Source organism: Pseudomonas fluorescens (assembly GCF_002837185.1).
Classification (GTDB): Bacteria; Pseudomonadota; Gammaproteobacteria; order Pseudomonadales; family Pseudomonadaceae; genus Aquipseudomonas; species Aquipseudomonas fluorescens_AM.
Genome location: NZ_KZ477998.1, coordinates 23591 through 48906, shown reverse-complemented (window position 1 = coordinate 48906; position 25316 = coordinate 23591). Strand labels below are relative to the sequence as shown.

Genomic DNA, 25316 nt, shown 5'->3' with positions numbered 1-25316 from the left:
AATGCCGCTCATGGAGAATTCCCTGACGTAAACGTGCGTTATTTCTGTTTCTCAAAACGATAAAACAGATTCGGCTCGCTGACGATATACAGCGTACCGCTCTCGTCCATGGTCACGCCTTCGGCACGCGGGATGGTGTCCTTCAGACCATTGAAGCCACCCAGCAAGGTCATGAAGCTGACTTGCTCACCCTTCTCGTCCAGCTCCAGCAACAGGTGGGAGTCGGCCGACAGTACCAGCAGATGCCCGGTACGCGGGTCCACGGCCAGCGCCGAGAGGTTGCGCATATCAAGCTCGGTGCTGGCCAGTTTTTGCTTGTCGCCAACCAGGGTCTGGCTGCCGCTGCTTTTCCAGGTGAACAGCGCCGGTGGGCGCTCTTCGCCCAACACGAGCTGCTGGTTGCGCTTGTCCCAGGTAATGGCTTCAAAGGCTTTGTTCTGGTCCGCGGACGGGCCAAGGTCATAACTGGGGAAATCGGCCTTGTTCAACGCCGTGGTGCCCGCGTCGACCTTGATGAGGGTCAGGCTGTGCTGGCGCTCATCGACCACGGCCATCAGGCCATTCTCCATCACCGTCACGCCTTCCGGGTTGTTCCAGCCATTGAGCGGCATCTTGCGCAGCACATCGCCTTGCAGGCTCAGCTCCACCAGGAACGGGTTCTTGCCCATCACGGAAAACAGGGTTTTGGTCTGGGGGTTGTAGGACAGGTCCGAAGCCTCATCCTTCTCCATACCCGGCAGCAGCTTGGCGTCTATGACCACGTGATAGTCCGGCAGCCACACACTCTCCCGGCGTTCGGCCGGGCTTTCAAAACCCTCCAGCACCCACAGCACGCCACGATCGTCCCAGTGCATGGCCCAGGCGATGCCATACAGGATCGCACCGGCCAGAAACACCCAGGAATACCAGCGCATGGTCAGGCGCGAGCGAAGCGTAGGTTTGGAGGTGGGCAGAGGCACGGCCATGGGGCGCTTTTTCCGGAAAGTCGGCTGTAGGGGATAGCACAGGATCCAGAGGCCTGCGCGAGAAGTTCGGGATTATCCGGGTGGCGTGTGAAAAAAATGCAAAAGCGATAGTAGTGAACACACACAAAACCAATGTGGGAGGGGGCTTGCCCCCGATAGCGGAGTGTCAGGCACAGGTTAGCTGGCTGACACACTGCAATCGGGGGCAAGCCCCCTCCCACATTTTTTACAGCATGTGTGCGGATAGTCAGCGCACCACGCTTTCGAAGCGGTTGACGCCCGACAATTCCAGCACCAGCTTGTCACCCACATTCAACGGCCCGACGCCCGCCGGTGTGCCGGTCAGGATCACATCACCGGCCTGCAGCGAGAAGCAGCCGGCCATGTGTTGGATCATCGGTACGATCGGGTTGAGCATCTGCGCACTGTTGCCGTTCTGACGCACTTCGCCATTGATGGTCAGGCGAATGCCGATATCGGTGACGTCGGCGAACGTGCTCCCGACCACGAAAGGCGCGATCACCGCAGCGCCGTCGAACGACTTGGCGATCTCCCATGGCAGGCCCTTGGCCTTGAGCTCAGCCTGTTTGTCGCGCAGGGTCAGGTCCAGGGCCGGGGCGAAGCCGGAGATAGCGTCCAGCACTTCTTCGCGGCTTGGCTTGTTCGACAACGGCTTGCCGATCAGCACGGCGATCTCCGCTTCGTAATGCACCGAACCGCGCTCGGTGGGAATGGCGAAACCGCCTTCCAGCGGCACCACGCAACTGCCCGGCTTGATGAACAGCAACGGCTCGGTGGGTACCGGGTTGTCCAGTTCCTTGGCATGTTCGGCATAGTTACGCCCGATACACACCACTTTACCCACAGGGAAGTGGATGTTGGTGCCGTCGATATACTTGTGCTGGTAGCTCATGAAACGACTCCTTCAGGGGCGGTTAAACAGCGAAGATCTTGCCAGGGTTCATGATCCCGTTCGGGTCGAACACCGCTTTCACGGCCTTCATGTATTCGATTTCAACCGGCGAGCGGCTGTAGGTCAGGTAATCGCGTTTGGTCATGCCCACGCCGTGTTCGGCGGAGATCGAGCCGTTGTACTTGGCGACGGTCTCGAACACCCACTTGTTGACGGTGGCGCACTTGGCGAAGAACTCGTCCTTGCTCAGGTTTTCCGGCTTGAGGATGTTCAGGTGCAGGTTACCGTCGCCAATGTGACCGAACCAGACGATTTCGAAATCCGGGTAATGTTCGCCGACGATTGCGTCAATTTCGCTGAGGAACGCCGGCACCTTGGACACGGTGACCGAAATATCGTTTTTGTACGGGGTCCAGTGGGAAATTGTCTCGGAGATGTACTCGCGCAGTTTCCACAGGTTGTGCAGTTGGGTTTCGCTCTGGCTCATCACGCCGTCCAGCACCCAGCCCTGCTCGACGCAGTGCTCAAAGGTTTCCAGGGCGTGGTTGGCGACTTCTTCGGTGGTGGCTTCGAATTCCAGCAGTGCGTAGAACGGGCATTCGGTTTCGAACGGCGCCGGCACATCGCCACGGCCGAGGACCTTGGCCAGGGCCTTGTCGGAGAAGAATTCGAACGCAGTCAGGTCGAGCTTGCCCTGGAAGGCGTGCAGCACCGGCATGATCGAGTCGAAGTCGGTGGTGCCAAGCACCATGGCCGTGAGGTTTTTCGGCGCACGGTCCAGGCGCATGGTGGCTTCCACCACAAAGCCCAGGGTGCCTTCGGCGCCGATGAACAGCTGGCGCATGTCGTAGCCGGTGGCGTTCTTGATCAGGTCGCGGTTCAGTTCCAGCACATCGCCCTTGCCGGTGACCACTTTCATCCCGGCCACCCAGTTGCGGGTCATGCCGTAGCGAATCACCTTGATCCCGCCGGCATTGGTGCCGATATTGCCGCCAATCTGGCTGGAACCGGACGAGGCAAAATCCACCGGGTAATACAGGCCGTTTTCTTCAGCGACGTTCTGCAATTGCTTGGTGACCACGCCCGGCTGGCACACGGCGGTACGGTCGGTGAGGTTCACGTCGAGGATCTGGTTCATGTAGTCGAACGACACCACCACTTCGCCATTGGCCGCAACAGCCGCCGCCGACAGGCCGGTGCGCCCGCCGGACGGCACCAACGCCACCTTGTGGCTATTGGCCCAACGGACAATGGCCTGCACCTGCTCGGTGGTCTTGGGGAAGACGATGGCGCACGGCGCGGGCGCGAAGTGCTTGGTCCAATCCTTGCCGTAAGCCTCCAGGGAGTCGGCGTCGGTCAGCACTTTGCCGGGCTCAACCAGGGTCTTCAGCTCATCAATCAGGGCAGGATGGGTCATCGACAGAACTCTCGAACAATTCATGGTCATCCTGAGAACGCTTCACGTCGCAGGAATAGGTGTTTAGCGGGGCGCGTATGCTAGCATACCGCCCCCGCAGGACAGAGCCCAAGGGCGTTCTGCGGTGACGGCTTTCCTGCCGTCCGGGTCAGCTTGCGCTGCTCGATTCCCTGCCATTTTTCTCCGGGATACAGGTTTACGCAGATGAGCAAGACTTCTCTCGATAAGAGCAAGATCAAGTTCCTTCTTCTGGAAGGCGTCCACCCATCGGCTGTCGACGTTCTGAAAGCCGCCGGGTACACCAGCATTGAGTACATCACCAGTTCTCTGCCGGAAGCCCAGCTCAAGGAAAAGATCGCCGACGCGCACTTTATCGGCATTCGCTCCCGCACTCAGCTGACCGAAGAGATCTTCGACCACGCCAAGAAACTCGTGGCCGTCGGCTGTTTCTGCATCGGCACCAACCAGGTCGACCTCAACGCGGCGCGCGAGCGCGGTATTGCGGTGTTCAACGCACCGTACTCCAACACCCGTTCCGTCGCGGAGCTGGTGCTGGCCGAGGCCATCCTGCTGCTGCGCGGTATCCCCGAGAAGAACGCTTCCTGCCACCGTGGCGGCTGGATCAAGAGCGCGGCCAATTCCTTCGAAATTCGCGGCAAGAAGCTGGGTATCGTCGGTTACGGCTCGATCGGCACGCAGCTTTCAGTCCTTGCCGAAGGCTTGGGCATGCAGGTGTTCTTTTACGACACCCTGACCAAGCTGCCGCTGGGCAACGCCACGCAAGTGTCGAGCCTGACCGAGCTGCTGGGTATGTCCGACATCGTCACCCTGCACGTTCCGGAAACCACTGAGACCCAGTGGATGATCGGCGAGAAGGAAATCCGTGCGATCAAGAAAGGCGGCATCCTGATCAACGCTGCACGCGGGACTGTGGTCGAGCTGGACGCCCTGGCCGACGCAATCAAGGACAAGCACCTGATCGGCGCCGCCATCGATGTGTTCCCGGTGGAGCCACGCTCCAACGACGACATTTTCGAAAGCCCGCTGCGCGGCCTGGACAACGTGATCCTGACCCCGCACATCGGCGGTTCCACCGCTGAAGCCCAGGCCAACATCGGCCTGGAAGTTTCGGAAAAGCTGGTCAAGTACAGCGACAACGGTACCTCGGTATCGTCCGTGAACTTCCCGGAAGTGGCCCTGCCGGCTCACCCTGGCAAGCACCGTCTGCTGCACATCCACCAGAACATTCCTGGCGTGATGATGGAGATCAACAAGGTCTTCGCGGAAAACGGCATCAACATCTCCGGTCAGTTCCTGCAGACCAACGAGAAGGTCGGCTACGTGGTGATCGACGTCGATGCCGAGTATTCGGACCTGGCGCAAGAGAAGCTGCAGCACATCAACGGCACGATTCGTAGTAGGGTGCTTTTTTGAGCTGCAAGCTGCAAGCTATTAGCGGCAAGTAAAAGCTCTGAGCTGTAGCTTGTAGCTTGTAGCTTGTAGCTTGTAGCTTGTAGCTTGTAGCTTGTAGCTAGAAACTTTCCAAAAAAAACGGGAGCCCCGCCAGGGGCTCCCGTTTTTTTATTCCACATTAACCGTGATGACTTTGGAAGCAACCGTCGGGTTGAACTGCATGTGCAGCTTGTCGCCGGCCACCAGTTGCAAGGTGTGCTTGCCGGGGGTCAGGGTCAGTTCGGTCTCGGTCTGGGCCTTGCCGTAATGGATCACGGTGTCGGTGGCCGGGATCGGCAGTTTTGCATCCGGCAGTTCTTTCTGGTCGATCAGAAGGTGGTGATGGCCGGTGCCTGGCGTCTGGTCGGTGGCAGGGGCCAGCTTCAGGCCTTCCATGCCGAATTTCACGGTAAAGGTTTTATCGACGGTGGCGCCATCTTTTGGCGAAACGATAAACACCTTGGCACCTTCAGGTGGAGCGCTACGCGGGATACCGTCAGCGGCGGTTGCCAACATCGAAGCACCCAGCAACAGGCTGGCCAGGGTTGCACGGGACAAAAGGGCTTTCATTCGCTTCTCCAGTTTTTCTGTGAAATCTGTAGGGTTATGACAACTTCGCGACAAACTGCTGTCCAAGGCACTCAACACCATAGCAAAACGATGCTGAACAGCGCCTCGTACATCCGAATTCCTTAGGAGTGACCATGCGCTTCTCGCCTGGCCTGTTACTGTTGCTTCCCCTTCTCAGCCCTTGCGCTCACGCCGAGCTGATCGACGACGTCAACGATCGCGGTGAACTGCGCATCGCCCTCGAAGCCAACACCCCGCCCTTCAATTTCAAGGAAGGCGACAAACTCACCGGCTTTGAAGTGGAGCTGGGCGAGCAACTGGCCAAGGAAATGGACGTCCGCTCCTCGTTTATCACCACCGATGATGCCGACCTGCTGAACGGCGTGGCGACCGGCAAATACGACGTGGCAATCAACCATATCGCTATGACTGCCGAGCTGAAGGATCGTTTCGATTTCAGCGCCGCGTATAACGACAAACCTGAACTGGCGATTCCGTTTCAGAAGGGCAACCCTGCGTTCAAGAGCAGCCTGGACGGGGCGCTGGAGCGAGTAAAGGCGGATGGCCGGTTAAAGGCGCTGGAACAGAAGTGGCTCGACGGGAATACGCGATAACCCATGTGGGAGGGGGCTTGCCCCCGATGGCGGAGTATCAGCCACAAATCACCTGACTGACCCACTGCTATCGCGGGCAAGCCCCCTCCCACATTTTGTTCCAGGTAAGATTTCAGGATCGGCCAGAATCGGACGCCGGCTTAAAACGGCTCGTTGCCCCGCCGACGAAACCAGCCCGTCAGGGACAGGCGTTCGCGTGTGGCAGGCAGCACCTCGTGGGGCACCTCGCCCGACAGGAACACCACCAGGCTGCCGCCGGCGGGCACCACGTCATGTTCGATGCCGTCCTTGAGGTACATGCGCAACTGGCCGCCGTGTTCGGGCAACCAGGCGTCGTTCAAATAGATCACCGCCGAGACCATGCGCCGGTCATCGTCGCGAAAACGGTCCAGGTGCTTGAGGTAGAACGCCCCGGGCGGGTACATCGCGAAGTGGCTTTCGAAGTCTTCCAGGCCGAGGAACAGGCCACGGTTCATCGCCAGACGCAGGCTGTCCATCACGGCCATGTAGGTGTCGCAGACCGCCGCGTCGCCCTCTTCCAGCCATTGGATATGATCGCCGCGAATCCCCTCGCGAATTTCCTGCGCCGGCCCGCGCCCCACGGCCGCCGGGGCCAGTTCACCTTCGGCTGCACGTTTACGGCACTCAGCCGCCAGCTCCAGGGTCAGAGCCTGGGGCAGGAAGGCATTCTGCTGCGACCAGCCTTTTTCGGCCAGGTCGTCGACAATGCGTTGCAGCAGTGGGTGATCGAGGGGTGTTTGCATGGCGCGCATAGTATCCATACGCCTGTGAATCCGACAGCGCCGTCGAGCGTGCGAATACACTTTAGTCAGGTGACTGATAGGACTTCTCGACAAATCCTACGCCTGACACGGACAATAGTGGCCGACTGACAGGAGTCCTTATGCGTCGTTTGTTTTTTTCCTTGCTGATGTTCTGCGTTTTACCCGCCTGGGCAGACGGCCATGACCAGTTGTACAAAGTCGCCGGCTGGGCCGAACAACGTGCGCATTTCAACGACGCCCTCACTGCCGCACAGCAGCGCTACCGCAACAGCCTGCCGCCAGCGGTGTACCAGGCGCTGGTGGACAACAGCAGCAAACGCTTCGCGGCCCAGGCCATGGACGAGCGTGCCGAAGCCCAATTGCGCAAGCACCTGTCGGACCCGAAACCGGCCCTTGCGTTTTTCCAATCGCCCCTGGGCCGCAAGATTGTCGCCGCCGAGTTACTCGCCACGCGTCGCGATCAATTGGCGAAAAACGCTCAGGGCCTGCCGAAAATCCAGGCCGACACCACCCGCAGCCTGATCATCGGCCACCTGGCCCGGGCCCTGCCCGCGCGTGAAGCGGGCGCCGAAGTCAGCCTGGCGATTGCCGGCGTGGCGGCGGACAGCTTGAGCCAGATGATCCCCGGCCTGCTGGGTGGCGGTCAGGCCCAGGGCATGCTGAATGGGCAGCGTGAGCGCTTGATGCAGCAGATCGACAAGGACCTGAATAACACGCTGCTGTACGTCTATCGGGAGTTGTCTGATCCGGAGCTGGAAGAGTTCGCCACGTTTGCCGAATCGCCGGAGGGCAAGGCGTATTACCAGGCGGCGCTGGCGGCCATTCGCGCGGGACTGGCTGTCGGCCAAAGCACCTCGAGCCTGGCGCAGTAATAAACATGTGGGAGGGGGCTTGCCCCCGATGGCGGTGTGTCAGTCAACTTATGTGTAGCTGACCCAATGCAATCGGGGGCAAGCCCCCTCCCACATTTGGATTGTGTCAGGTCAGATGGTTCGTCAAGTATCGGAAGTATTCTTCGCGAATTTCTGGAATCTCATTGATCAAATGATGCCTGCCGCGCTTGAGCATCAACACTTCAGGCCGATCGAACTTGCCCTGCAGTACGCGCAGATTGTGCTGCCAATCCACCGTCATATCCTCCTCACCCTGCACGATCACTGGCCGCCGAGCGCTGCGTGGTGCGGCTTCGATGCGTTTGATCCAGCACGCCAGCGCCCCCACCCAGGCGGTGGGCAGTTGGCGCGGCTGCAATGGGTCGGCTTCGAGAAAAGGTCTGAATGCCGGGTCGTTGGAATTATCGCTGAAGCGTCGCGCGATGCCTTTGACGAACGGGCGCAGCAGGTAATAGCTGAGCTGCGACCAACCCCAGGCTCGCGGGCGTACCAGGGGCGAAAGTAGAAACGTCTTGCCCTGGGCCGGGCTTTGATCACCATGGTTGAGCAGGTGGTCAACCACGATTGCGCCACCGGTGCTCTGCCCGAACAGGTGCCAGGGCTGCGGCAGTTGCAACGCACCGGCCTCGGCGAACAAAGCCTGCACCACGTGCTGGTACACCGCAAAATCATCGATGCTGGCCCGTATGCCGCTGGACAAGCCATGACCTGGCAGGTCGCAGGCGATCACCACAAAACCCTGTTCCAGTGCCCAGTCCACCGCATGGCGATAGAGCCCCATGTGGTCGTAGAAGCCGTGGAACATGAACATCGTCGCCACCGGCGCCGAAGGCCACCACACCTGCGCAACCACCTCGAACCCATCCACCTCCAGACGCCCCAGGCGGCTCACGGCCTCGCGGGCCGGCAGGTCCAACCCGTAGAACCGCTGGTACACCCGCGCCTCGGCTGACAGCGGCTGCGCATCCATCAGGGGCCGCAAGCTTTCGCGCAGATGATCAGGGTCAAAGGTGACGGGCATAAAGGCTTCCAGACTGACGGTGAAGATGAATATCGAGCTGCGATATTCATCTGTCAGGACAAGCATGGCAAGCTACGCGACCCGCGAGGATACCTCTGAATGCGACAACCCTACCGCACTGCCTTGTTCACCAGCCTGGTGCTGATTATCTGCGCCAGCGTGCTGTGGGCCGCGTATGACTGGTTCCAGGGCCGTTATCTGCGCGCCTTCAGCGAGCATACGGCGGTGTTTTCCGGGGATGCGCTGCAACTGCCCGCCGCACTCAGCGGCCCTGGGCCGATTCGCCTGGTGCACTTCTGGGACCCGGCCTGCCCGTGCAATGTCGGTAACCAGCAACATCTGGGTGAGCTGATCGAGCACTACGCGCCGCAAGGTGTCGAGTTCTACGCCCTGCAGAAAGCCGGCAGCCACGGCGCCCTGCCGGACAACCTGCGCCGGATGAAAACCCTCGACGTCCTGCCCGGCGCCGATCAGCTACCGGCCAGCCCGGCCGTAGGCATTTGGGACCGTACGGGCAAGCTGGCGTATTTCGGGCCGTACAGCGAAGGGCTGACCTGCAATGCCGGCAACAGCTTTATCGAGCCGATCCTCAAGGCCCTGCAAGCCGGGCGCGAAATCAACGCCACGCACACCCTGGCGGTGGGCTGCTATTGTTCGTGGCCTGAGCAACCGTAGTCTGTCCATTCTGGGTAAGGAAAGTCGATGAAGCGTGTCTTGCAGGCTCTCGTGGTGCTGGTTGTGCTGGTTGCCCTCGGCGCCGGCGGGTACGTCTACAGCAAGCAACCCAGCCGCCAGGGCACGGTCACGCTGGCGCACCTGCAAGGCTCGGTCACCGTGCGCTACGACGACCGTGGCGTGCCGCATATCCGCGCCGAGAACGAGGCCGACCTGTACCGCGCGCTGGGCTATGTGCATGCCCAGGACCGGTTGTTCCAGATGGAAATCATGCGCCGCCTGGCCCGTGGCGAGCTGGCCGAAGTGCTGGGGCCCAAGCTGCTGGAGACCGACAAGCTGTTTCGCAGCCTGCGGATTCGCGAGCGCGCCCTGAGCTACGTCGAGCACATGAACCCTGACTCGGCCGCCTGGAAGGCCCTGCAAGCCTATCTGGACGGGATCAATCAATACCAGGCCAGCCACGCCAGCCCGATGGAGTTCGACGTGCTGGGCATTCCCAAGCGGCCCTTCACTGCCGAGGACTCCATCAGTGTCGCCGGGTATATGGCCTACAGCTTCGCCGCAGCCTTTCGTACCGAACCCGTGCTGACTTACGTGCGCGACCAGTTGGGCAGCGATTACCTCAAGGTGTTCGACCTGGACTGGCAACCCAAAGGCGCACTCAACCTGGCGGCCGGCGATTGGAAAACCCTCGGCGCCCTCGCCCGCCTGAGCGAGCAGGCCCTGGCCGACAACGGCTTGCCGCAGTTCGAAGGCAGTAACGCCTGGGCCATCAGCGGCAACCGTACCAAAAGCGGCAAACCGTTATTGGCCGGCGATCCGCATATTCGCTTTTCGGTGCCGTCGGTGTGGTACGAGGCGCAGCTGTCGGCGCCCGGCTTTGAGTTGTATGGCTATCACAACGCGCTGGTGCCGGTGGCATTCCTGGGACACAACCTGGATTTCGGCTGGAGCCTGACTATGTTCCAGAACGATGACCTCGACCTGATCGCCGAGAAGGTCAACCCGGTCAACCCCAATCAGGTCTGGTACCACGGCCAGTGGGTCGACATGAGCAGCAGCGAACAGCAAATCCAGGTCAAGGGCCAGGCCCCGGTCACGCTCGTCCTGCGCCGTTCGCCCCACGGCCCGATCGTCAATGACGTACTCGGTGAACACGCCGGCGCCACGCCGATTGCGATGTGGTGGGCGTTCCTCGACACAGAGAACCCGATCCTCGAAGGCTTCTACCAGCTCAACCGCGCCGATACCCTGGCCAAGGCACGCGCGGCGGCGGCCAAGGTAGCGGCGCCGGGCCTGAACATCGTCTGGGCCAATGCCAGGGGCGATATCGGCTGGTGGGCGGCGGCGCAGTTGCCGATACGCCCGGCCGGCGTCAACCCGGGGTTCATCCTCGACGGCAGTACCGCCCAGGCCGATAAATTGGGCTTCTACCCGTTCAGCGCCAACCCCCAGGAAGAGAACCCGGCGCGCGGCTATGTGGTCTCCGCCAATGCCCAGCCGGCATCACCCACCGGCATGGAAATCCCCGGCTATTACAACCTGGCCGACCGTGGCCAGCAGTTGAATGCGCAGTTGAGCGACAACCGCGTGAAATGGGATGTGAACAATAGCCAGGCCCTGCAACTGGGCACCACCACCGCCTTTGGCCCGCGACTGCTGGCGCCGCTGTTGCCGGTGTTGCGCGAGGTAGTCACAGACCCGGCGCAGGTGAAGCTGGTGGAACAACTGGCGAGCTGGAAAGGCGATTACCCGCTGGACTCCACCAGCGCCACCCTGTTCAACCAGTTGCTGTTCAACCTTGCCGATGCGACCTTCCACCCGAAACTGGGCGACGCCCTGTTCAAGACGCTGCTCGGCACCCGCGTGATCGACGCGGCCCTGCCACGGCTGGCCGCCATGCCGGATTCGCCCTGGTGGAATGGCACGCGGGCCGAGACCGTCAAGCTGGCCTGGGACAACAGCCTCGCGCATCTGAAAGCCACCTTCGGCGATGACCCGTCCCAGTGGCAGTGGGGCAAAGCGCACACCCTGACCCATGGCCATCCACTGGGCATGCAAAGGCCATTGGACAAACTCTTCAACGTTGGTCCCTTCGCCGCACCGGGCAGCCACGAAGTGCCGAACAACCAGACCGCCATGATCGGCCCGGCCCCCTGGCCGGTGACCTATGGCCCGTCGACCCGCCGCCTGATCGACTTCGCCGACCCGGCCCATGCCCTGACCATCAACCCGGTGGGGCAAAGCGGCGTACCGTTTGATGCGCACTACAGCGACCAGGCACCAACCTATATCGAAGGCGGGTACGAGCAGGCGCATTTCAGTGAGGAGGAGATCACGGCGAATACCCGTGGCACCTTGAAACTGTTGCCTGCCAGATAGCCGAGTATCACTGGGTCACTGGGTCACTGGGTCAAAATGTGGGAGGGGGCTTGCCCCCGATGGCGGTGGGTCAGTCACACCTGTGCTGACTGACACTCCCTCATCGGGGGCTAGCCCCCTCCCACATTTACGGCAAAGTTGAGCCTGAACTGTTGCGGCGTCACGCCCAGCCGGCGGTTGAACACGCTACGCATGTGCTGGGCATCGCGAAACCCGCATTGATAGGCCACGGTCTTCAGCGGCGCGTGGGTGCTTTCGAGCATCACCCGCGCCGCGTCCACGCGCGCCCTCTCGACAAATTCCGCCGGCGTGATCCGCGCTTCACGGGCGAACACCCGGGAGAAATTGCGCGCGCTCATATTGGCCGCCCTGGCCAGGTCGGCAATGCTCAAATCCCCGGTCAGGTTCGCCAGCACGTACAACTGCACCAGCGCCACCGCCGAGGTGGCTTCGGCATGGGGCGTGAGGAACGGGCTGAACTGCGACTGGCCGCCCGAACGCTGGGTGAACACGACCAGGCGCTTGGCCACGCTCAATGCGACTTCCGGGCCATGGTCCTGGGCGAGCAGGTACAGCGACAGGTCGATCCCCGCCGTGACCCCGGCCGAGGTGTAGAGGTTGCCGTCCTGCACATACAAACGATCAGCCTCGACCTGGGCCGAGGGGCACAACCGGGCCAGGTCGGCGGCGTCGCCCCAATGGGTGGTGACGGTTTTACCGTCCAGCAGGCCGGCGCGGGCCAGCATGAAAGCGCCGTTGCAGATCGAGCCGAAGCGTTGTGCCCTGGCAGCGGCACCGCGCAGCCAGTCATCAAACCGGGGGCCGAAATCCTCGAAAGGCAGTTGCGGGCCGCCAGCTACCAGCAACAGGTCGTAGGGCTGCAGGGCTTCGCTGTAGTGCTTGTGCGCCTGCAAGGACAAACCGTTCGAACACGCCATAGTGCCGTGGCCGAGGCCAATGACTTCCAGGCGGTAGTGCTCTTCAGGCGCCAGGAAGCGGTTGGCCTCGCAGAACACATCCATCGGCCCGGTCACATCCAGTGACTGGACACCGGGGAAGATCAGGATGGCGACGGTTTTGCTCATGAGCGACACACCTTTTTCCAACTGCATAAACACGGATACCCTGTGGGAGGGGGCAAGCCCCCTCCCACATTTGAATTGTCGCAGGCCTAACCCTAGCCGATTTTGCCTTGGCACGATGTGGCAGCACATTGGCCGAGAATGCTCCTTCGTTGCGATAGCGCCATAGCGCTCGCGCAACCAGACTGGATACTTTCCAGAGGAGCACCACCATGAGCACCACCATCGCCGGTATCAGCATCCCCGACAGCGCCCTGGCCAGGGCCACCACCGAGTACATCCGCGACATTGAGTCAGACCTGCTCTACCACCACTCGCGCCGGGTGTTCCTGTTCGGCGCCTTGAGCGGTGAGCGCAAGCAATTGGCCTACAACCCGGAGCTGCTGTACGTCGGCGCGATGTTCCACGACCTCGGCCTGGTGGAGGGCCATCGCAGCGACAATGAGCGTTTCGAAGTGGACGGCGCCAACGCGGCGGCCGCGTTTCTCAAGCCGTATGGGCTGAGCGACGACGATATCGAACAGGTGTGGTTGTCCATCGCCCTGCACACCACGCCGGGCGTGCCCCAGCATTTGCGCCCCACCGTGGCGCTGGTGACTGCCGGGGTGGAGATGGACGTGCTGGGCATGGACTACGCCGCATTCAGCACCGTGCAGCGCGAAGCGGTGGTGCATGCGCATCCACGCGGTGAGGGGTTCAAGGAATGCATCATCTGCGCGTTCGCCGACGGCTTGCGCCATCGCCCGCAGACCACGTTTGGCAACGTGAAGACCGATGTGCTGGTGGATCAGGAGCCGGGGTTCAAGCCGATGAACTTTGTCGAGGTGATTCGCAAGTCGCCGTGGTCAGCTTAACCAGCCTGAAATGCAATCAAATGTGGGAGGGGGCTTGCCCCCGATAGCGGTGGATCAGTCAGCTAATCTTTGCCTGACACTCCGCCATCGGGGGCAAGCCCCCTCCCACATTGTCCCCTATCAGCTTTAGATCGGTGCCGGGGCGCGGCGCTTGTCCGGCTGCTGCCAGCCATCCGCTGCGGCTTCTTCGATGGCTTGCTGGATGGCCTTCTTGCGGTGTTCTTCGGCACGGCGGCTGAAGAACCACACCAGGAAGGTCACCAGCGACACCGCCAACAGGATCAGGCTGGCCACCGCGTTGATCTCAGGCTTGACCCCAAGGCGCACCGCCGAAAACACTTCCATCGGCAAGGTGGTCGAACCCGGGCCCGACACGAAGCTGGCCAGTACCAGGTCGTCCAGGGACAGCGCAAACGACATCATGCCGCCCGCCGCCAGCGATGGCGCGATCATCGGGATGGTGATCAGGAAGAACACCTTCCACGGCCGTGCACCCAGGTCCATCGCGGCCTCTTCGATCGACAGGTCCAGCTCACGCAGGCGCGCCGACACCACCACCGCCACATACGCCGCGCAAAACGTCGTGTGGGCGATCCAGATGGTGACAATGCCACGCTCCTGAGGCCAACCGATCATCTGCGCCATGGCCACGAACAGCAGCAACAGCGACAGGCCGGTAATCACTTCCGGCATCACCAACGGCGCCGTGACCAGGCCGCCGAACAGCGTGCGGCCCTTGAACTGGCTGATGCGCGTCAGCACGAACGCCGCCAGCGTACCCAGCGCGACTGCCGCCACTGCCGTGTAGCAGGCGATTTCCAGGGAACGCGCCACCGAGCCCATCAACTGGGTGTTATCCAGCAGGCCCACATACCACTTGATCGACCAGCCGCCCCACACCGTCACCAGCTTGGACTCGTTGAACGAGTAGATCACCAGGATCAGCATCGGCAGGTAGATGAACAACAACCCCACGACCAGCATGAAGCTGGAGAAACGAAAGCGCTTCATATCTTGCCCTCCAGCTCTTTGGCCTGGCTGCGATTGAACAGGATGATCGGCACGATCAGGATCGCCAGCATCACCACCGCCAGGGCGGACGCCACCGGCCAGTCACGGTTGTTGAAGAATTCCTGCCACAGCACTTTACCGATCATCAGGGTTTCCGGGCCGCCGAGCAGTTCAGGGATCACGAACTCGCCCACCACCGGGATAAACACCAGCATGCAGCCGGCGATGATGCCGTTCTTGGACAGCGGCACGGTGATTTTCCAGAAACTGTTGAAGGTGCTTGAGCCCAGGTCCGACGCCGCTTCCAGCAGGCTCTGGTCGTGTTTGACCAGGTTGGCATACAGCGGCAGGATCATGAACGGCAGGTAGGAATAGACCACGCCGATATACACCGCAATGTTGGTGTTGAGGATCTGCAGCGGTTCATTGATCAGCCCCATGGACATCAGGAAGCCGTTGAGCAAGCCGTTGTTGCTGAGGATGCCCATCCACGCATAGACGCGGATCAGGATCGCGGTCCAGGTCGGCATCATGATCAGCAACACCAGCACGGTTTGCATTTCCTTGCGCGCGGTGGCGATGGCGTAGGCCATCGGGTAGCCGATCAGCAGGCACAGCAGCGTGCTGAAAAACGCCATCTTCAGCGAGCCCAGGTACGCGGCGATGTAGAGCTCGTCGCCCGCCAGCAAGCTGTAGTTGGCCAGGTTCAGCACCACTTGCAGCTTCTGCTCAACGTAGGTGTAGATCTCGGTGTAGGGCGGGATCGCCACATCGGCTTCGGCGAAGCTGATTTTCAACACGATGAAAAACGGCAGTGCGAAAAACAGGAACAGCCAGAGGAAGGGAATCCCGATGACCACCTGCTTGCCATTGGGGATTATGCGATCCAAGCGCCGCTTGAATTTCTTCATGTTCATGAGCGCAGTACCACGCCGCTATCGTCTTCCCACCACACGTACACCTGGTCACCCCAGGTGGGGCGCTGGCCACGGCGTTCGGCGTTGGCGACGAAGGACTGCACCAGCTTGCCGCTCGGCAGTTCCACGTAGAACACCGAGTGGCCGCCCAGGTAGGCGATGTCGTGCACCTTGCCGCTGGACCAGTTGTGCTCGCAGGTCGGCATGTCGGTGGTAACCAGCAGTTTTTCCGGGCGAATCGCGTAGGTCACCGACTTGTCTTCCACCGAGGTGGCGATGCCGTAGCCCACGTAAATGTCGCGGTCCAGGTCCGGGCACTTGAGCACGGCGTGGCCTTCGGCGTCGTCCACCACTTGGGTGTCGAAAATGTTGACGTTGCCGATGAACTCGCACACCAGGCGGCTGGTAGGCGTTTCGTAGATGTCGATCGGGCTGCCGATCTGGGCGATCCAGCCCAGGTGCATGATCGCGATGCGCTCGGCCATGGTCATGGCCTCTTCCTGGTCGTGGGTCACCATCACGCAGGTCACGCCGACGCGTTCGATGATCTCCACCAGCTCCAGCTGCATCTGCGAACGCAGCTTCTTGTCCAGCGCCCCCATCGGCTCATCAAGCAGCAGCAGTTTCGGACGTTTGGCCAGGGAGCGGGCCAACGCCACACGCTGGCGCTGGCCACCGGACAGCTGGTGGGGCTTGCGCTTGGCGTACTGGCTCATCTGCACCAGCTTGAGCATCTCGGCCACGCGGGCGTCAACCTCGGCCTTGGGGATCTTGTCCTGTTGCAGGCCGAAGGCGATGTTCTGCGCCACGGTCATGTGCGGGAACAAGGCGTAGGACTGGAACATCATGTTGATCGGCCGCTCGTAGGGCGGCATGTCGGTGATGTCCACACCGTCGAGGTAGATGCGGCCTTCAGTCGGGCGTTCGAAGCCTGCCAGCATGCGCAGCAGGGTGGACTTGCCCGAACCCGAACCGCCGAGCAAGGCGAAGATCTCGCCTTTCTTGATTTCCAGGGACACATCGTCCACGGCAATCGTCTCGTCGAACTTCTTCGTGACCCGGTCGATTTTGACCAGCACCTTTTTCGGTGTCTGGTCGCCCTCGAGGGCTTTCTTGTAGGCGCCGGAGGCAACTGCCATTTACGAAACTCCCAACAAATTTGCAGTTCGCCCCAGGTGAGCGAACTTGGATAGTTTGAGCCTTACTTGCCCGTCTTGACCTTGGTCCAGCTACGGGTCATTAAACGTTGCACCTTCGGGGGCAGCTCGACGTTGACGAATGTCCGGTCGAGAACCGCCTGCGGTGGATAAACCGCTGCGTCGGTGCGTATCGATTGCTCCATCAGCGTGTCCGCCCCGGGGTTGGGGTTGGCGTAACCCACGTAATCACTGACCTGGGCGATCACCTCAGGTTGCAGCAAATAGTTGATGAAAGCGTGGGCTTCCTTGACGTTGGCGGCGTCCTTGGGAATCGCCAGCACGTCGAACCACAGGTTGCCGCCTTCCTTGGGAATCGCGTAGGCGATGTTCACGCCTTTGCCCGCCTCGGCCGCGCGGGCCTTGGCCTGGAACACATCGCCGGAAAAACCGGCAGCCACGCAGATATTGCCGTTGGCCAGGTCCGAGATGTATTTGGAGGAATGGAAGTAGGTCACGTAGGGGCGTACTTTCAGCAGTTTTTCTTCGGCCTTCTTGTAGTCGGCCGGGTTGGTGCTGTTCGGGTCCAGGCCCATGTAGTTGAGGACTGCGGGCAGCATTTCATCCGCCGAATCCATGAATGAAACACCGCAGGTGGCGAGCTTCTTCATGTTTTCCGGTTCGAACAGCATGGCCCAGGAGTCGATCTTGTCGACGCCCAGCACCTCCTTCACTTTGTCGACGTTGTAACCGATGCCGTTGGTGCCCCACAGGTACGGCACGGCGTACGCATTGCCCGGATCGTTTTTCTCAAGGCGCTTGAGCAGCGCCGGGTCGAGGTTGGCGTAGTGGGTCAGCAATGACTTGTCGAGCTTCTGGAACGCCCCGGCCTTGATCTGCTTGCCCAGGAAGTGGTTGGACGGCACCACCACGTCGTAGCCGGTGCGCCCGGCGAGCAGCTTGCCTTCCAGGGTTTCGTTGGAATCGAACACGTCATACACAGGCTTGATGCCGGTGGCCTTTTCGAAATTGGCCAGGGTGTCGGGGCCGATGTAGTCCGACCAGTTATAAACATGCACCGTCGGTGCGGCCTGCACGCTGACAGCCAGCGTGATACCTGCACCCACCAGCAAGGCTTTGCGAAATAAAGAAATTGGCAAGTGGAGGTCCTCTTAAATAGTTGGGCCCAAAGTTGTTGCCCGGCAACAAACCGGCGCGCAACTTACCCTCGATAAACCGATCCGGCAAAAACTTTCTGTCATTTATTTGTGGGAGGGGGCTTGCCCCCGATGGCGGTGTGTCAGCCTGCGCATGTGTTTCTGATACAGCGCCATCGGGGGCAAGCCCCCTCCCACAGGTTTTAAGGCTTATTTACCGGATTTGATCTTGGTCCAGCTGCGGGTCATTTCACGCTGGGTTGCAGCCGGCAGGTCGGCGATGGCGTAGAGCTTGGCCTGCACGTCTGCCGACGGGTAGATGCCCGGGTCGCTGGTGATGTCTTTGTCGACCAGTGCGGTGGCTTTCTCGTTACCGTTCGGGAAACGCACGCTGTTGGTGATCGAAGCCATCACTTCTGGCTTGAGCAGGTAATTCATGAAGGCGTAGGCGGCCTCGACGTTTTCAGCATCTTTCGGGATGGCGACCATGTCGAAGAAGCTGCCGGCACCTTCTTTCGGAATGTCGTAGGCCACCTTGACCTTGCCACCGGCTTCAGCCGCACGGGACTTGGCCTGCTGGATGTCACCCGAGTAACCCACGGCCACGCAGATGTTGCCGTTGGCCAGGTCCGAGATGTACTTGGACGAGTGGAAGTAGCCAATCGAAGGACGGATTTTCAGGAACAGGTCTTCGGCTTGCTTGAGGTCGGCTTTCTTCTGGGTGTCGGTCGGCAGGCCCAGGTAATGCAGCGCGATCGGCAGCATTTCGGTCGGCGAATCAAGGAAGCTCACACCGCAGCTTTTCAGCTTGGCGATGTTTTCCGGCTTCATCAGCACATCCCACGACTCGATCTTGTCCACGCCCAGCGCGGCCTTGACCTTCTCCGGGTTGTAGCCGATACCGATCGAGCCCCACATGTACGGGAACGCGTGCTTGTTGTCCGGGTCGCTGACCGACACGGCCTTGAGCAGGGATTTGTTCAGGTTGCTGTACTCAGGCAGCTTGGACGTGTCCAGCTCCTGGTACACACCGGCCTTGATCTGCTTGGCGAGGAAGTTGTTCGACGGTACGACGATGTCATAGCCGGACTTGCCTGCCAGCAACTTGGCTTCCAGGGTCTCGTTGCTGTCGAACACGTCGTACACCACCTTGATGCCCGACTCTTTTTCGAAGTTGGCGATGGTGTCCGGTGCGATGTAGTCGGACCAGTTGTAGACGTGCAGCACTTTATTGTCTGCCTGGGCCGCGCCCGCCATTGCGCCCATCAGGGACAAGGCGAGGAGGGTCTTGCCAGCGTTTTTCAAACCTAATGCCTTCATTGGGTGATGCTCCGATTTTTTCTTTTTTGGGCCGCACGTTGTAAATGTTTCGGGCCCAGCCAAAGGGCAACAAAACAGGACGACAGTCTGGCAAGTTCGGGGGCCAGCTTTCAACCGGCCCCCACATTTATCTACTCAGTCCTGCAATGCTGCCAATGTCAGGTCCAGGCACTGGCGGGCCTTGGTCACCAGCTCGTCGATTTCAGCCTTGCTGATCACCAACGGCGGCGAAATGATCATGGTATCGCCCACGGCGCGCATGATCAGGCCGTTCTCGAAGCAGAAGGTTCGGCAAATCATGCCGGCGCCCTTCCCTTCATGACGCTTGCGCGTGGCCTTGTCCTGCACCAGCTCGATTGCACCGAGCATGCCCACGCCGCGCACTTCACCCACCAGTGGATGGTCCGCCAGCTCCCGCAGACGTTTCTGCAAATACGGTGCCGTTTCCTCATGTACGCGGCTGACGATTTTTTCATCGCGCAGGATGCGGATGTTTTCCAGGGCCACCGCCGCCGCCACCGGGTGCCCGGAGTAGGTGAAACCGTGGTTGAAATCGCCGCCTTGGTTGAGCACGTCCACCACGTCGTCGCGCACGATCAGGCCACCCATCGGCACGTAGCCGGAAGTCAGGCCCTTGGCGATGGTCATCATGTGTGGCTTGAGGTCGTAGAAATCGCTGCCGAACCACTGGCCGGTACGGCCAAAGCCGCAGATCACTTCGTCGGCGACAAACAGAATGTCGTACTTGGCGAGGATGTCCTTGATGCGCGGCCAGTAGCTGTCAGGCGGCACGATCACGCCACCGGCGCCCTGAATCGGCTCGGCAATAAAGGCACCGACGTTGTCCACGCCCAGTTCCAGAATCTTCTCTTCCAACTGGTTGGCGGCCCAGATCCCGAATTCCTCAGGGCTCATGTCGCCGCCTTCGCCAAACCAGTACGGCTGGGCGATGTGGGTGATGCCCGGGATCGGCAGGTCGCCCTGTTCATGCATATAGGTCATGCCGCCCAGGCTGGCGCCGGCCACGGTGGAGCCGTGGTAGCCATTCTTGCGGCTGATGATGGTTTTCTTGTTCGGTTGGCCTTTGATCGCCCAGTAGTGGCGGACCATGCGCAACATGGTGTCGTTGCCTTCGGAGCCGGAACCGGTGAAGAACACGTGGTTCATGCCGGCCGGTGCGACTTCGGAAATGACTTTGGCCAGTTCGAGTACCGGCGGGTGAGCGGTCTGGAAGAACAGGTTGTAGTACGGCAGTTCTTTCATCTGTTTGGCGGCGGCGTCAGCCAGTTCATCGCGACCGTAGCCGATCGCCACGCACCACAGGCCGGCCATACCGTCGAGGATCTTGTTGCCTTCGCTGTCCCACAGGTAAACGCCGTGGGCTTTGGTGATGATCCTTGGGCCTTTCTCTTTCAATTGCTTGAAGTCGCTGAACGGCGCGAGGTGGTGATCATTGCTCAAAGCTTGCCATTCACGGGTTTGCGGGTTGTTGCTGGACATACCGATCTCCTAGACTTTTCGGTGAAGGGCGCGCCGTGTGCACGACGCGCCCGGCGCATCAGACGGCAAAGAGCAGGAATTCCCGCTCCCACGAACTGATCACGCGCTTGAAGTTTTCATGCTCGGCCCGCTTGACTGCGACGTAGCCTGTGATGAATTTCTGCCCCAGGTATTTCTCGATGGTCTTGCTGTTTTCCATGCGTTCCAGCGCGTCCTCGATGGTCAACGGCAGGCGCAGGTTGCGCCGCTCGTAACCACGGCCCACCACAGGTGCGCTCGGGTTATGGCCTTCGACCATGCCGATGTAGCCACACAGCAAACTGGCGGCAATGGCCAGGTACGGGTTGGCGTCGGCGCCCGGCAAGCGGTTTTCCACACGGCGGTTCTGCGGCCCGGCATCCGGCACGCGCAGGCCCACGGTGCGGTTTTCTTCACCCCATTCCACGTTTACCGGCGCCGAGGTGTCGGGCAGGAAGCGGCGGAATGAATTCACGTTGGGGGCGAATAAAGGCAGCAATTCGGGGATGAATTTCTGCAGGCCGCCAATATGGTTGAGGAACAGCTGGCTCATGCTCCCGTCTTCGTTGGAGAAGACGTTCTTGCCGGTGGCGATGTCGATGATGCTCTGGTGCAGGTGCATCGCGCTGCCGGGCTCACCGGTCATGGGCTTGGCCATGAAGGTGGCGGCCACGTTGTGCTTGAGCGCCGCTTCACGCATGGTGCGCTTGAACACCAGGATCTGGTCGGCCAGGGACAGCGCGTCGCCGTGACGGAAGTTGATTTCCATCTGTGCGGTGCCGTCTTCGTGGATCAACGTGTCGAGGTCCAGCTCCTGCAATTCACACCAGTCGTAGACGTCTTCGAACAGTGGGTCGAATTCGTTGGCGGCTTCTATAGAGAAGGACTGGCGCCCCGTCTCGGGGCGACCGGAACGGCCAATCGGCGGTTGCAGCGGGAAGTCCGGGTCTTCGCAGCGCTTGGTCAGGTAGAACTCCATCTCCGGTGCCACGATGGGCTGCCAGCCGCGGTCGGCGTAGAGCTTGAGGACTTTCTTGAGTACGTTGCGCGGCGACAGCTCGATCGGGTTGCCTTGCTTGTCGTAGGTGTCGTGGATCACCTGGGCGGTCGGCTCGATGGCCCAGGGCACCAGGAATACCGCGTTCTGGTCGGGGCGGCAGATCATGTCGATGTCGGCCGGGTCGAGCAATTCGTAATAGATGTCATCTTCGACATAGTCGCCGGTCACGGTCTGCAACAGAACGCTTTCGGGCAGGCGCATGCCTTTTTCGGCGATGAACTTGTTGGTCGGCGAGATCTTGCCCCGGGTGATGCCGGTGAGGTCGCCAATCATGCATTCGACTTCTGTGATCTTGTGGTCTTTCAACCAATCGGTGAGCTGGTCGAGGTTGTTACTCATAAATGCCTCTGGGCTGGGTTTCCTGGCATCCGTTAAAGGCCAGGCGTTGGTTGACGCAGCATCCGCGTCGTTTGTTCACTCAGGGTAGGAGCTTACCTGCCATTTGCCCAAGGGTTGCATTCCTCACGCCAAACTTGTGCACAATTATGATCGGCACGGCGAATGAGGGCCGGTCAGCGGTGCAGGAGTGGGCAAAGAAGAGATCGGACGGGCCGTCAAGAATATTGGCCGCTGCGTGAGCATTCACGCGGGACGAACGGACTGCGGACAACGCCTGGCTGATGCAGGCGCAGACGCCGATTGGCGGCAGGTGAAACATGAAGCACCCCGGTATTATTGCTGTTATGGGTTTGAATCGAGCTTAGCCTTGTTCATTTTTTTACACAACACCCCCGTAAAAAATACAACACGGCCCGCTCAAGCCTGCCGATCCCAAGCCCCCGAAACCCAAAAAACCGCCCCGAAAAGCCCCAAAAAAGGCGCCGTGGCGCTTTTTTAGGGCAAAAAAGGCCTCGCTTGACTTCGGCATGCCGTTCGGGTTGACTGAAACCAGAAAAGATCAATGATTGATATTTTTAACAACAAAGGTGTTGCATCATGTCGGTACCCCCGCGTGCCGTTCAGCTTAACGAAGCGAACGCGTTCCTTAAGGATCATCCTGAGGTTCTGTACGTAGACCTTCTAATTGCGGATATGAATGGTGTGGTGCGCGGTAAGCGCATCGAACGCACCAGCCTCCACAAGGTTTACGAGAAAGGCATTAACCTGCCTGCCTCTTTATTTGCCCTGGATATCAATGGCTCGACGGTGGAAAGCACCGGCCTGGGCCTGGACATCGGCGATGCTGACCGAATCTGTTATCCAATCCCCGACACCCTGTGCAATGAACCCTGGCAAAAGCGCCCTACTGCGCAACTGCTGATGACCATGCACGAACTGGAAGGTGAACCCTTCTTCGCCGATCCACGCGAAGTCCTGCGCCAAGTCGTGAGCAAGTTCGACGACATGGGCCTGACCATCTGCGCCGCCTTCGAGCTTGAGTTCTACCTGATCGACCAGGAGAACGTGAACGGCCGCCCTCAACCGCCGCGCTCGCCGATCTCCGGCAAACGCCCGCATTCGACACAGGTCTACCTGATCGACGACCTCGACGAATACGTCGACTGCCTCCAGGACATTCTGGAAGGTGCCAAGGAGCAAGGCATCCCGGCCGACGCCATCGTCAAGGAAAGTGCCCCGGCGCAGTTCGAAGTGAACCTGCACCACGTCGCCGACCCGATCAAGGCCTGCGACTACGCGGTCCTGCTCAAGCGCCTGATCAAGAACATCGCCTACGACCATGAGATGGACACCACCTTCATGGCCAAGCCTTACCCAGGCCAGGCAGGCAACGGTTTGCACGTGCACATCTCCATTCTGGACAAGGACGGCAAGAACATTTTTGCCAGCGAGGATCCCGAGCAGAACGCCGCATTGCGTCACGCGATCGGCGGTGTGCTCGAGACCCTGCCCGCCCAGATGGCGTTCCTGTGCCCCAACGTCAACTCCTACCGCCGTTTCGGCGCACAGTTCTACGTGCCGAACTCGCCGTGCTGGGGCCTGGACAACCGCACCGTGGCGATTCGCGTACCGACCGGCTCGTCCGATGCGGTGCGCATCGAACACCGTGTGGCCGGCGCCGACGCCAACCCTTACCTGCTGATGGCTTCGGTATTGGCCGGTGTGCACCACGGTCTGACCAACAAGATCGAACCCGGCGCTCCCGTGGAAGGCAACAGCTACGAGCAGAACGAACAGAGCCTGCCGAACAACCTGCGCGATGCCCTGCGCGAGTTGGACGACAGCGAGGTGATGGCCAAGTACATCGATCCTAAATACATCGATATCTTCGTCGCCTGTAAGGAAAGCGAGCTGGAGGAGTTCGAACACTCCATCTCCGACCTTGAGTACAACTGGTATCTGCATACCGTGTAAGCGGTTGCAGTATTGAAGAAACGCCACAGGCCTCAGGGTCTGTGGCGTTTTTTTTGGGGTTATCCAGGGAGTCCGAGTCGGCCTCATCGGGGGCAAGCCCCCTCCCACAGTTAGATCTGTGAATACCTTCAAGTGTGGGAGGGGCGGTGCGACGATTCGACTTGCCCCCGATGGCGGTCTGGCAGACAACGAAGATTCCTGCTCCTACAATGCCCGCTGCCTTGTAGGAGACTTCCATGACAACCCGCCCCGCCGCCCCTCGCAAACCCCGCGCCCGCAGTCAGGCCCGGATCGACGCGATCCTGGACGCCGCCCGCGCCTTGCTGGCAGCCGAAGGCGTGGCCGGCTTGTCGATCTACAGCGTGGCCGAACGGGCGCAGATCCCGCCATCGTCGGTGTACCACTTTTTCGCCAGCGTGCCGGCCCTGCTGGAGGCGTTGACGGCCGATGTGCACGCGGCCTTTCGCGCGGCCATCCAGGCGCCCATCGAACACGACTCGCTCAAGACCTGGCGCGACCTGTCCTGCATCGTCGAGCAGCGCATGCTTGCCATCTACAGCCACGACGCGGCCGCGCGCCAGTTGATCCTGGCCCAGCATGGGTTGACTGAAGTGACCCAGGCGGATCGTCAGCATGACCTGGAACTGGGCGATCTGATGTTGGCGGTATTCAACCGCCACTTTGAAGTGCCGACACTACCGAGCGATGTGGATGTGTTCGCCCTGGCGCTTGAATTGAGCGACCGCGTGTATGCGCGCTCGGTGCATCAGCACGGGCAGATTACGCCGCGCATGGCGCAGGAAGGGATGCGGGTGTTTGATGCGTATGTGGGGCTTTATCTGCCGGCTTATCTGCCCAAGCGCTGAGTCTTGTGTTGGCTGGGCCGGCCTCATCGGGGGCAAGTCGAATCGTCGCACCGCCCCTCCCACACGTTGAATGCATTCACAGATCTAAATGTGGGAGGGGCGGTGCGACGATTCGACTTGCCCCCGATGACGACCTCAAGAGCGATGTACATTACAGCTTGGCAATCGACACCTCAGTCGATTTCACAAAGGCAATCACTTCACTGCCAATCACCAGCTCCAGCTCTTTCACCGAGCGCGTGGTGATCACAGACGTGACAATGCCCGACGCCGTCTGCACATCGATCTCCGATAGCACGTCGCCCACCACGATTTCCTTGATGGTGCCTTTGAACTGGTTACGCACGTTGATGGCTTTAATAGTCATATGATTTCTCCTCGAGTGGAAATTAGCT

At 60.5% G+C, this 25316-nt stretch carries 23 protein-coding genes; 8 read left to right on the top strand and 15 right to left on the bottom strand.

The features are described from left to right. Positions 1 to 38 precede the first annotated feature (38 nt). The 3 genes from CIB54_RS14930 to CIB54_RS14920 all read right to left on the bottom strand — a co-directional run bounded on the left by CIB54_RS14930 (position 39) and on the right by CIB54_RS14920 (position 3295). Positions 39 to 965 carry an SdiA-regulated domain-containing protein gene (locus tag CIB54_RS14930; RefSeq protein ID WP_065949629.1) on the bottom strand — a complete coding sequence of 309 codons (927 nt, stop codon included), beginning with the start codon at positions 963 to 965 and terminating at the stop codon, positions 39 to 41. 247 nt (positions 966 to 1212) lie between these two features. After that, a complete protein-coding gene (locus tag CIB54_RS14925) occupies positions 1213 to 1878 on the bottom strand; it encodes a fumarylacetoacetate hydrolase family protein (protein ID WP_057723429.1) in 666 nt (221 codons plus the stop codon). Positions 1879 to 1900: 22 nt separating this feature from the next. Then, positions 1901 to 3295, bottom strand: a complete 1395-nt coding sequence (locus CIB54_RS14920; protein WP_065949630.1) for an FAD-binding oxidoreductase — start codon at positions 3293 to 3295, stop codon at positions 1901 to 1903. 204 nt (positions 3296 to 3499) lie between these two features. Between CIB54_RS14920 and serA the strand changes: the two genes are divergently transcribed. Continuing rightward, entirely contained in the window at positions 3500 to 4729 is a 1230-nt protein-coding gene (gene serA / locus CIB54_RS14910) for a phosphoglycerate dehydrogenase (RefSeq protein WP_049711054.1), read from the top strand. A 147-nt stretch (positions 4730 to 4876) separates the two neighbouring features. Here the strand turns inward: serA and CIB54_RS14905 are convergent, their stop codons facing one another. Further along, positions 4877 to 5317, bottom strand: coding sequence for a DUF4399 domain-containing protein (locus CIB54_RS14905; RefSeq protein ID WP_065949631.1), 441 nt, complete (start codon positions 5315 to 5317; stop codon positions 4877 to 4879). Positions 5318 to 5451: 134 nt separating this feature from the next. Between CIB54_RS14905 and CIB54_RS14900 the strand changes: the two genes are divergently transcribed. Next, the gene (locus CIB54_RS14900) at positions 5452 to 5931 is read left to right on the top strand and encodes a transporter substrate-binding domain-containing protein (RefSeq protein WP_101220164.1); all 480 of its coding nucleotides are present in this window, start codon (positions 5452 to 5454) and stop codon (positions 5929 to 5931) included. A 140-nt stretch (positions 5932 to 6071) separates the two neighbouring features. On the opposite strand, the gene CIB54_RS14895 is transcribed toward CIB54_RS14900, so the two are convergent. Further along, positions 6072 to 6704 (bottom strand): 2OG-Fe(II) oxygenase, encoded by a 633-nt coding sequence (locus CIB54_RS14895; protein WP_065949633.1) that lies wholly within the window; start codon positions 6702 to 6704, stop codon positions 6072 to 6074. Positions 6705 to 6835: 131 nt separating this feature from the next. Here CIB54_RS14895 and CIB54_RS14890 point away from each other — a divergent pair, with 131 nt between their 5' ends. Next, complete coding sequence (locus CIB54_RS14890; protein ID WP_101220163.1) at positions 6836 to 7588, top strand: DUF2059 domain-containing protein; 753 nt, start codon at positions 6836 to 6838, stop codon at positions 7586 to 7588. A gap of 106 nt (positions 7589 to 7694) precedes the next feature. On the opposite strand, the gene CIB54_RS14885 is transcribed toward CIB54_RS14890, so the two are convergent. After that, a complete protein-coding gene (locus CIB54_RS14885) occupies positions 7695 to 8630 on the bottom strand; it encodes a phospholipase BipL (RefSeq protein ID WP_065950410.1) in 936 nt (311 codons plus the stop codon). 99 nt (positions 8631 to 8729) lie between these two features. Between CIB54_RS14885 and CIB54_RS14880 the strand changes: the two genes are divergently transcribed. Both CIB54_RS14880 and CIB54_RS14875 read left to right on the top strand, forming a co-directional pair. After that, positions 8730 to 9305, top strand: coding sequence for a DUF6436 domain-containing protein (locus CIB54_RS14880; RefSeq protein ID WP_101220162.1), 576 nt, complete (start codon positions 8730 to 8732; stop codon positions 9303 to 9305). Positions 9306 to 9332: 27 nt separating this feature from the next. Then, complete coding sequence (locus CIB54_RS14875; RefSeq protein ID WP_101220161.1) at positions 9333 to 11687, top strand: penicillin acylase family protein; 2355 nt, start codon at positions 9333 to 9335, stop codon at positions 11685 to 11687. 110 nt (positions 11688 to 11797) lie between these two features. Here the strand turns inward: CIB54_RS14875 and CIB54_RS14870 are convergent, their stop codons facing one another. Further along, entirely contained in the window at positions 11798 to 12772 is a 975-nt protein-coding gene (locus CIB54_RS14870; RefSeq protein WP_101220202.1) for a GlxA family transcriptional regulator, read from the bottom strand. Positions 12773 to 12981: 209 nt separating this feature from the next. On the opposite strand from CIB54_RS14870, the gene CIB54_RS14865 reads away from it, so the two are divergent. Continuing rightward, positions 12982 to 13623, top strand: a complete 642-nt coding sequence (locus tag CIB54_RS14865) for an HD domain-containing protein (protein ID WP_101220160.1) — start codon at positions 12982 to 12984, stop codon at positions 13621 to 13623. Positions 13624 to 13749: 126 nt separating this feature from the next. Here the strand turns inward: CIB54_RS14865 and CIB54_RS14860 are convergent, their stop codons facing one another. From CIB54_RS14860 to CIB54_RS14830, 7 genes are all read right to left on the bottom strand, one after another. After that, the gene (locus tag CIB54_RS14860; RefSeq protein ID WP_101220159.1) at positions 13750 to 14634 is read right to left on the bottom strand and encodes an ABC transporter permease subunit; all 885 of its coding nucleotides are present in this window, start codon (positions 14632 to 14634) and stop codon (positions 13750 to 13752) included. Then, positions 14631 to 15551 (bottom strand): ABC transporter permease subunit, encoded by a 921-nt coding sequence (locus CIB54_RS14855; protein ID WP_065887049.1) that lies wholly within the window; start codon positions 15549 to 15551, stop codon positions 14631 to 14633. The genes CIB54_RS14860 and CIB54_RS14855 overlap by 4 nt, the downstream gene beginning before the upstream one ends. After that, positions 15548 to 16690, bottom strand: a complete 1143-nt coding sequence (locus CIB54_RS14850; RefSeq protein WP_065950414.1) for an ABC transporter ATP-binding protein — start codon at positions 16688 to 16690, stop codon at positions 15548 to 15550. The genes CIB54_RS14855 and CIB54_RS14850 overlap by 4 nt, the downstream gene beginning before the upstream one ends. 62 nt (positions 16691 to 16752) lie before the next feature. Continuing rightward, positions 16753 to 17847 (bottom strand): polyamine ABC transporter substrate-binding protein, encoded by a 1095-nt coding sequence (locus CIB54_RS14845; RefSeq protein ID WP_065950415.1) that lies wholly within the window; start codon positions 17845 to 17847, stop codon positions 16753 to 16755. Positions 17848 to 18054: 207 nt separating this feature from the next. Beyond that, a complete protein-coding gene (locus CIB54_RS14840; protein WP_065950468.1) occupies positions 18055 to 19149 on the bottom strand; it encodes a polyamine ABC transporter substrate-binding protein in 1095 nt (364 codons plus the stop codon). Positions 19150 to 19299: 150 nt separating this feature from the next. Continuing rightward, positions 19300 to 20664 carry an aspartate aminotransferase family protein gene (locus tag CIB54_RS14835; protein WP_065950416.1) on the bottom strand — a complete coding sequence of 455 codons (1365 nt, stop codon included), beginning with the start codon at positions 20662 to 20664 and terminating at the stop codon, positions 19300 to 19302. Positions 20665 to 20722: 58 nt separating this feature from the next. Next, positions 20723 to 22081, bottom strand: a complete 1359-nt coding sequence (locus CIB54_RS14830) for a glutamine synthetase family protein (RefSeq protein ID WP_057723413.1) — start codon at positions 22079 to 22081, stop codon at positions 20723 to 20725. A 597-nt stretch (positions 22082 to 22678) separates the two neighbouring features. On the opposite strand from CIB54_RS14830, the gene CIB54_RS14820 reads away from it, so the two are divergent. Together CIB54_RS14820 and CIB54_RS14815 are read left to right on the top strand one after the other, a co-directional pair. Further along, positions 22679 to 24055 (top strand): glutamine synthetase family protein, encoded by a 1377-nt coding sequence (locus CIB54_RS14820; protein ID WP_003176781.1) that lies wholly within the window; start codon positions 22679 to 22681, stop codon positions 24053 to 24055. A 236-nt stretch (positions 24056 to 24291) separates the two neighbouring features. Further along, positions 24292 to 24921 carry a TetR/AcrR family transcriptional regulator gene (locus CIB54_RS14815; RefSeq protein WP_101220158.1) on the top strand — a complete coding sequence of 210 codons (630 nt, stop codon included), beginning with the start codon at positions 24292 to 24294 and terminating at the stop codon, positions 24919 to 24921. A gap of 151 nt (positions 24922 to 25072) precedes the next feature. Here the strand turns inward: CIB54_RS14815 and CIB54_RS14810 are convergent, their stop codons facing one another. Continuing rightward, a complete protein-coding gene (locus tag CIB54_RS14810) occupies positions 25073 to 25288 on the bottom strand; it encodes a TOBE domain-containing protein (RefSeq protein ID WP_003176783.1) in 216 nt (71 codons plus the stop codon). Between the last annotated feature and the right edge of the window lie 28 nt (positions 25289 to 25316).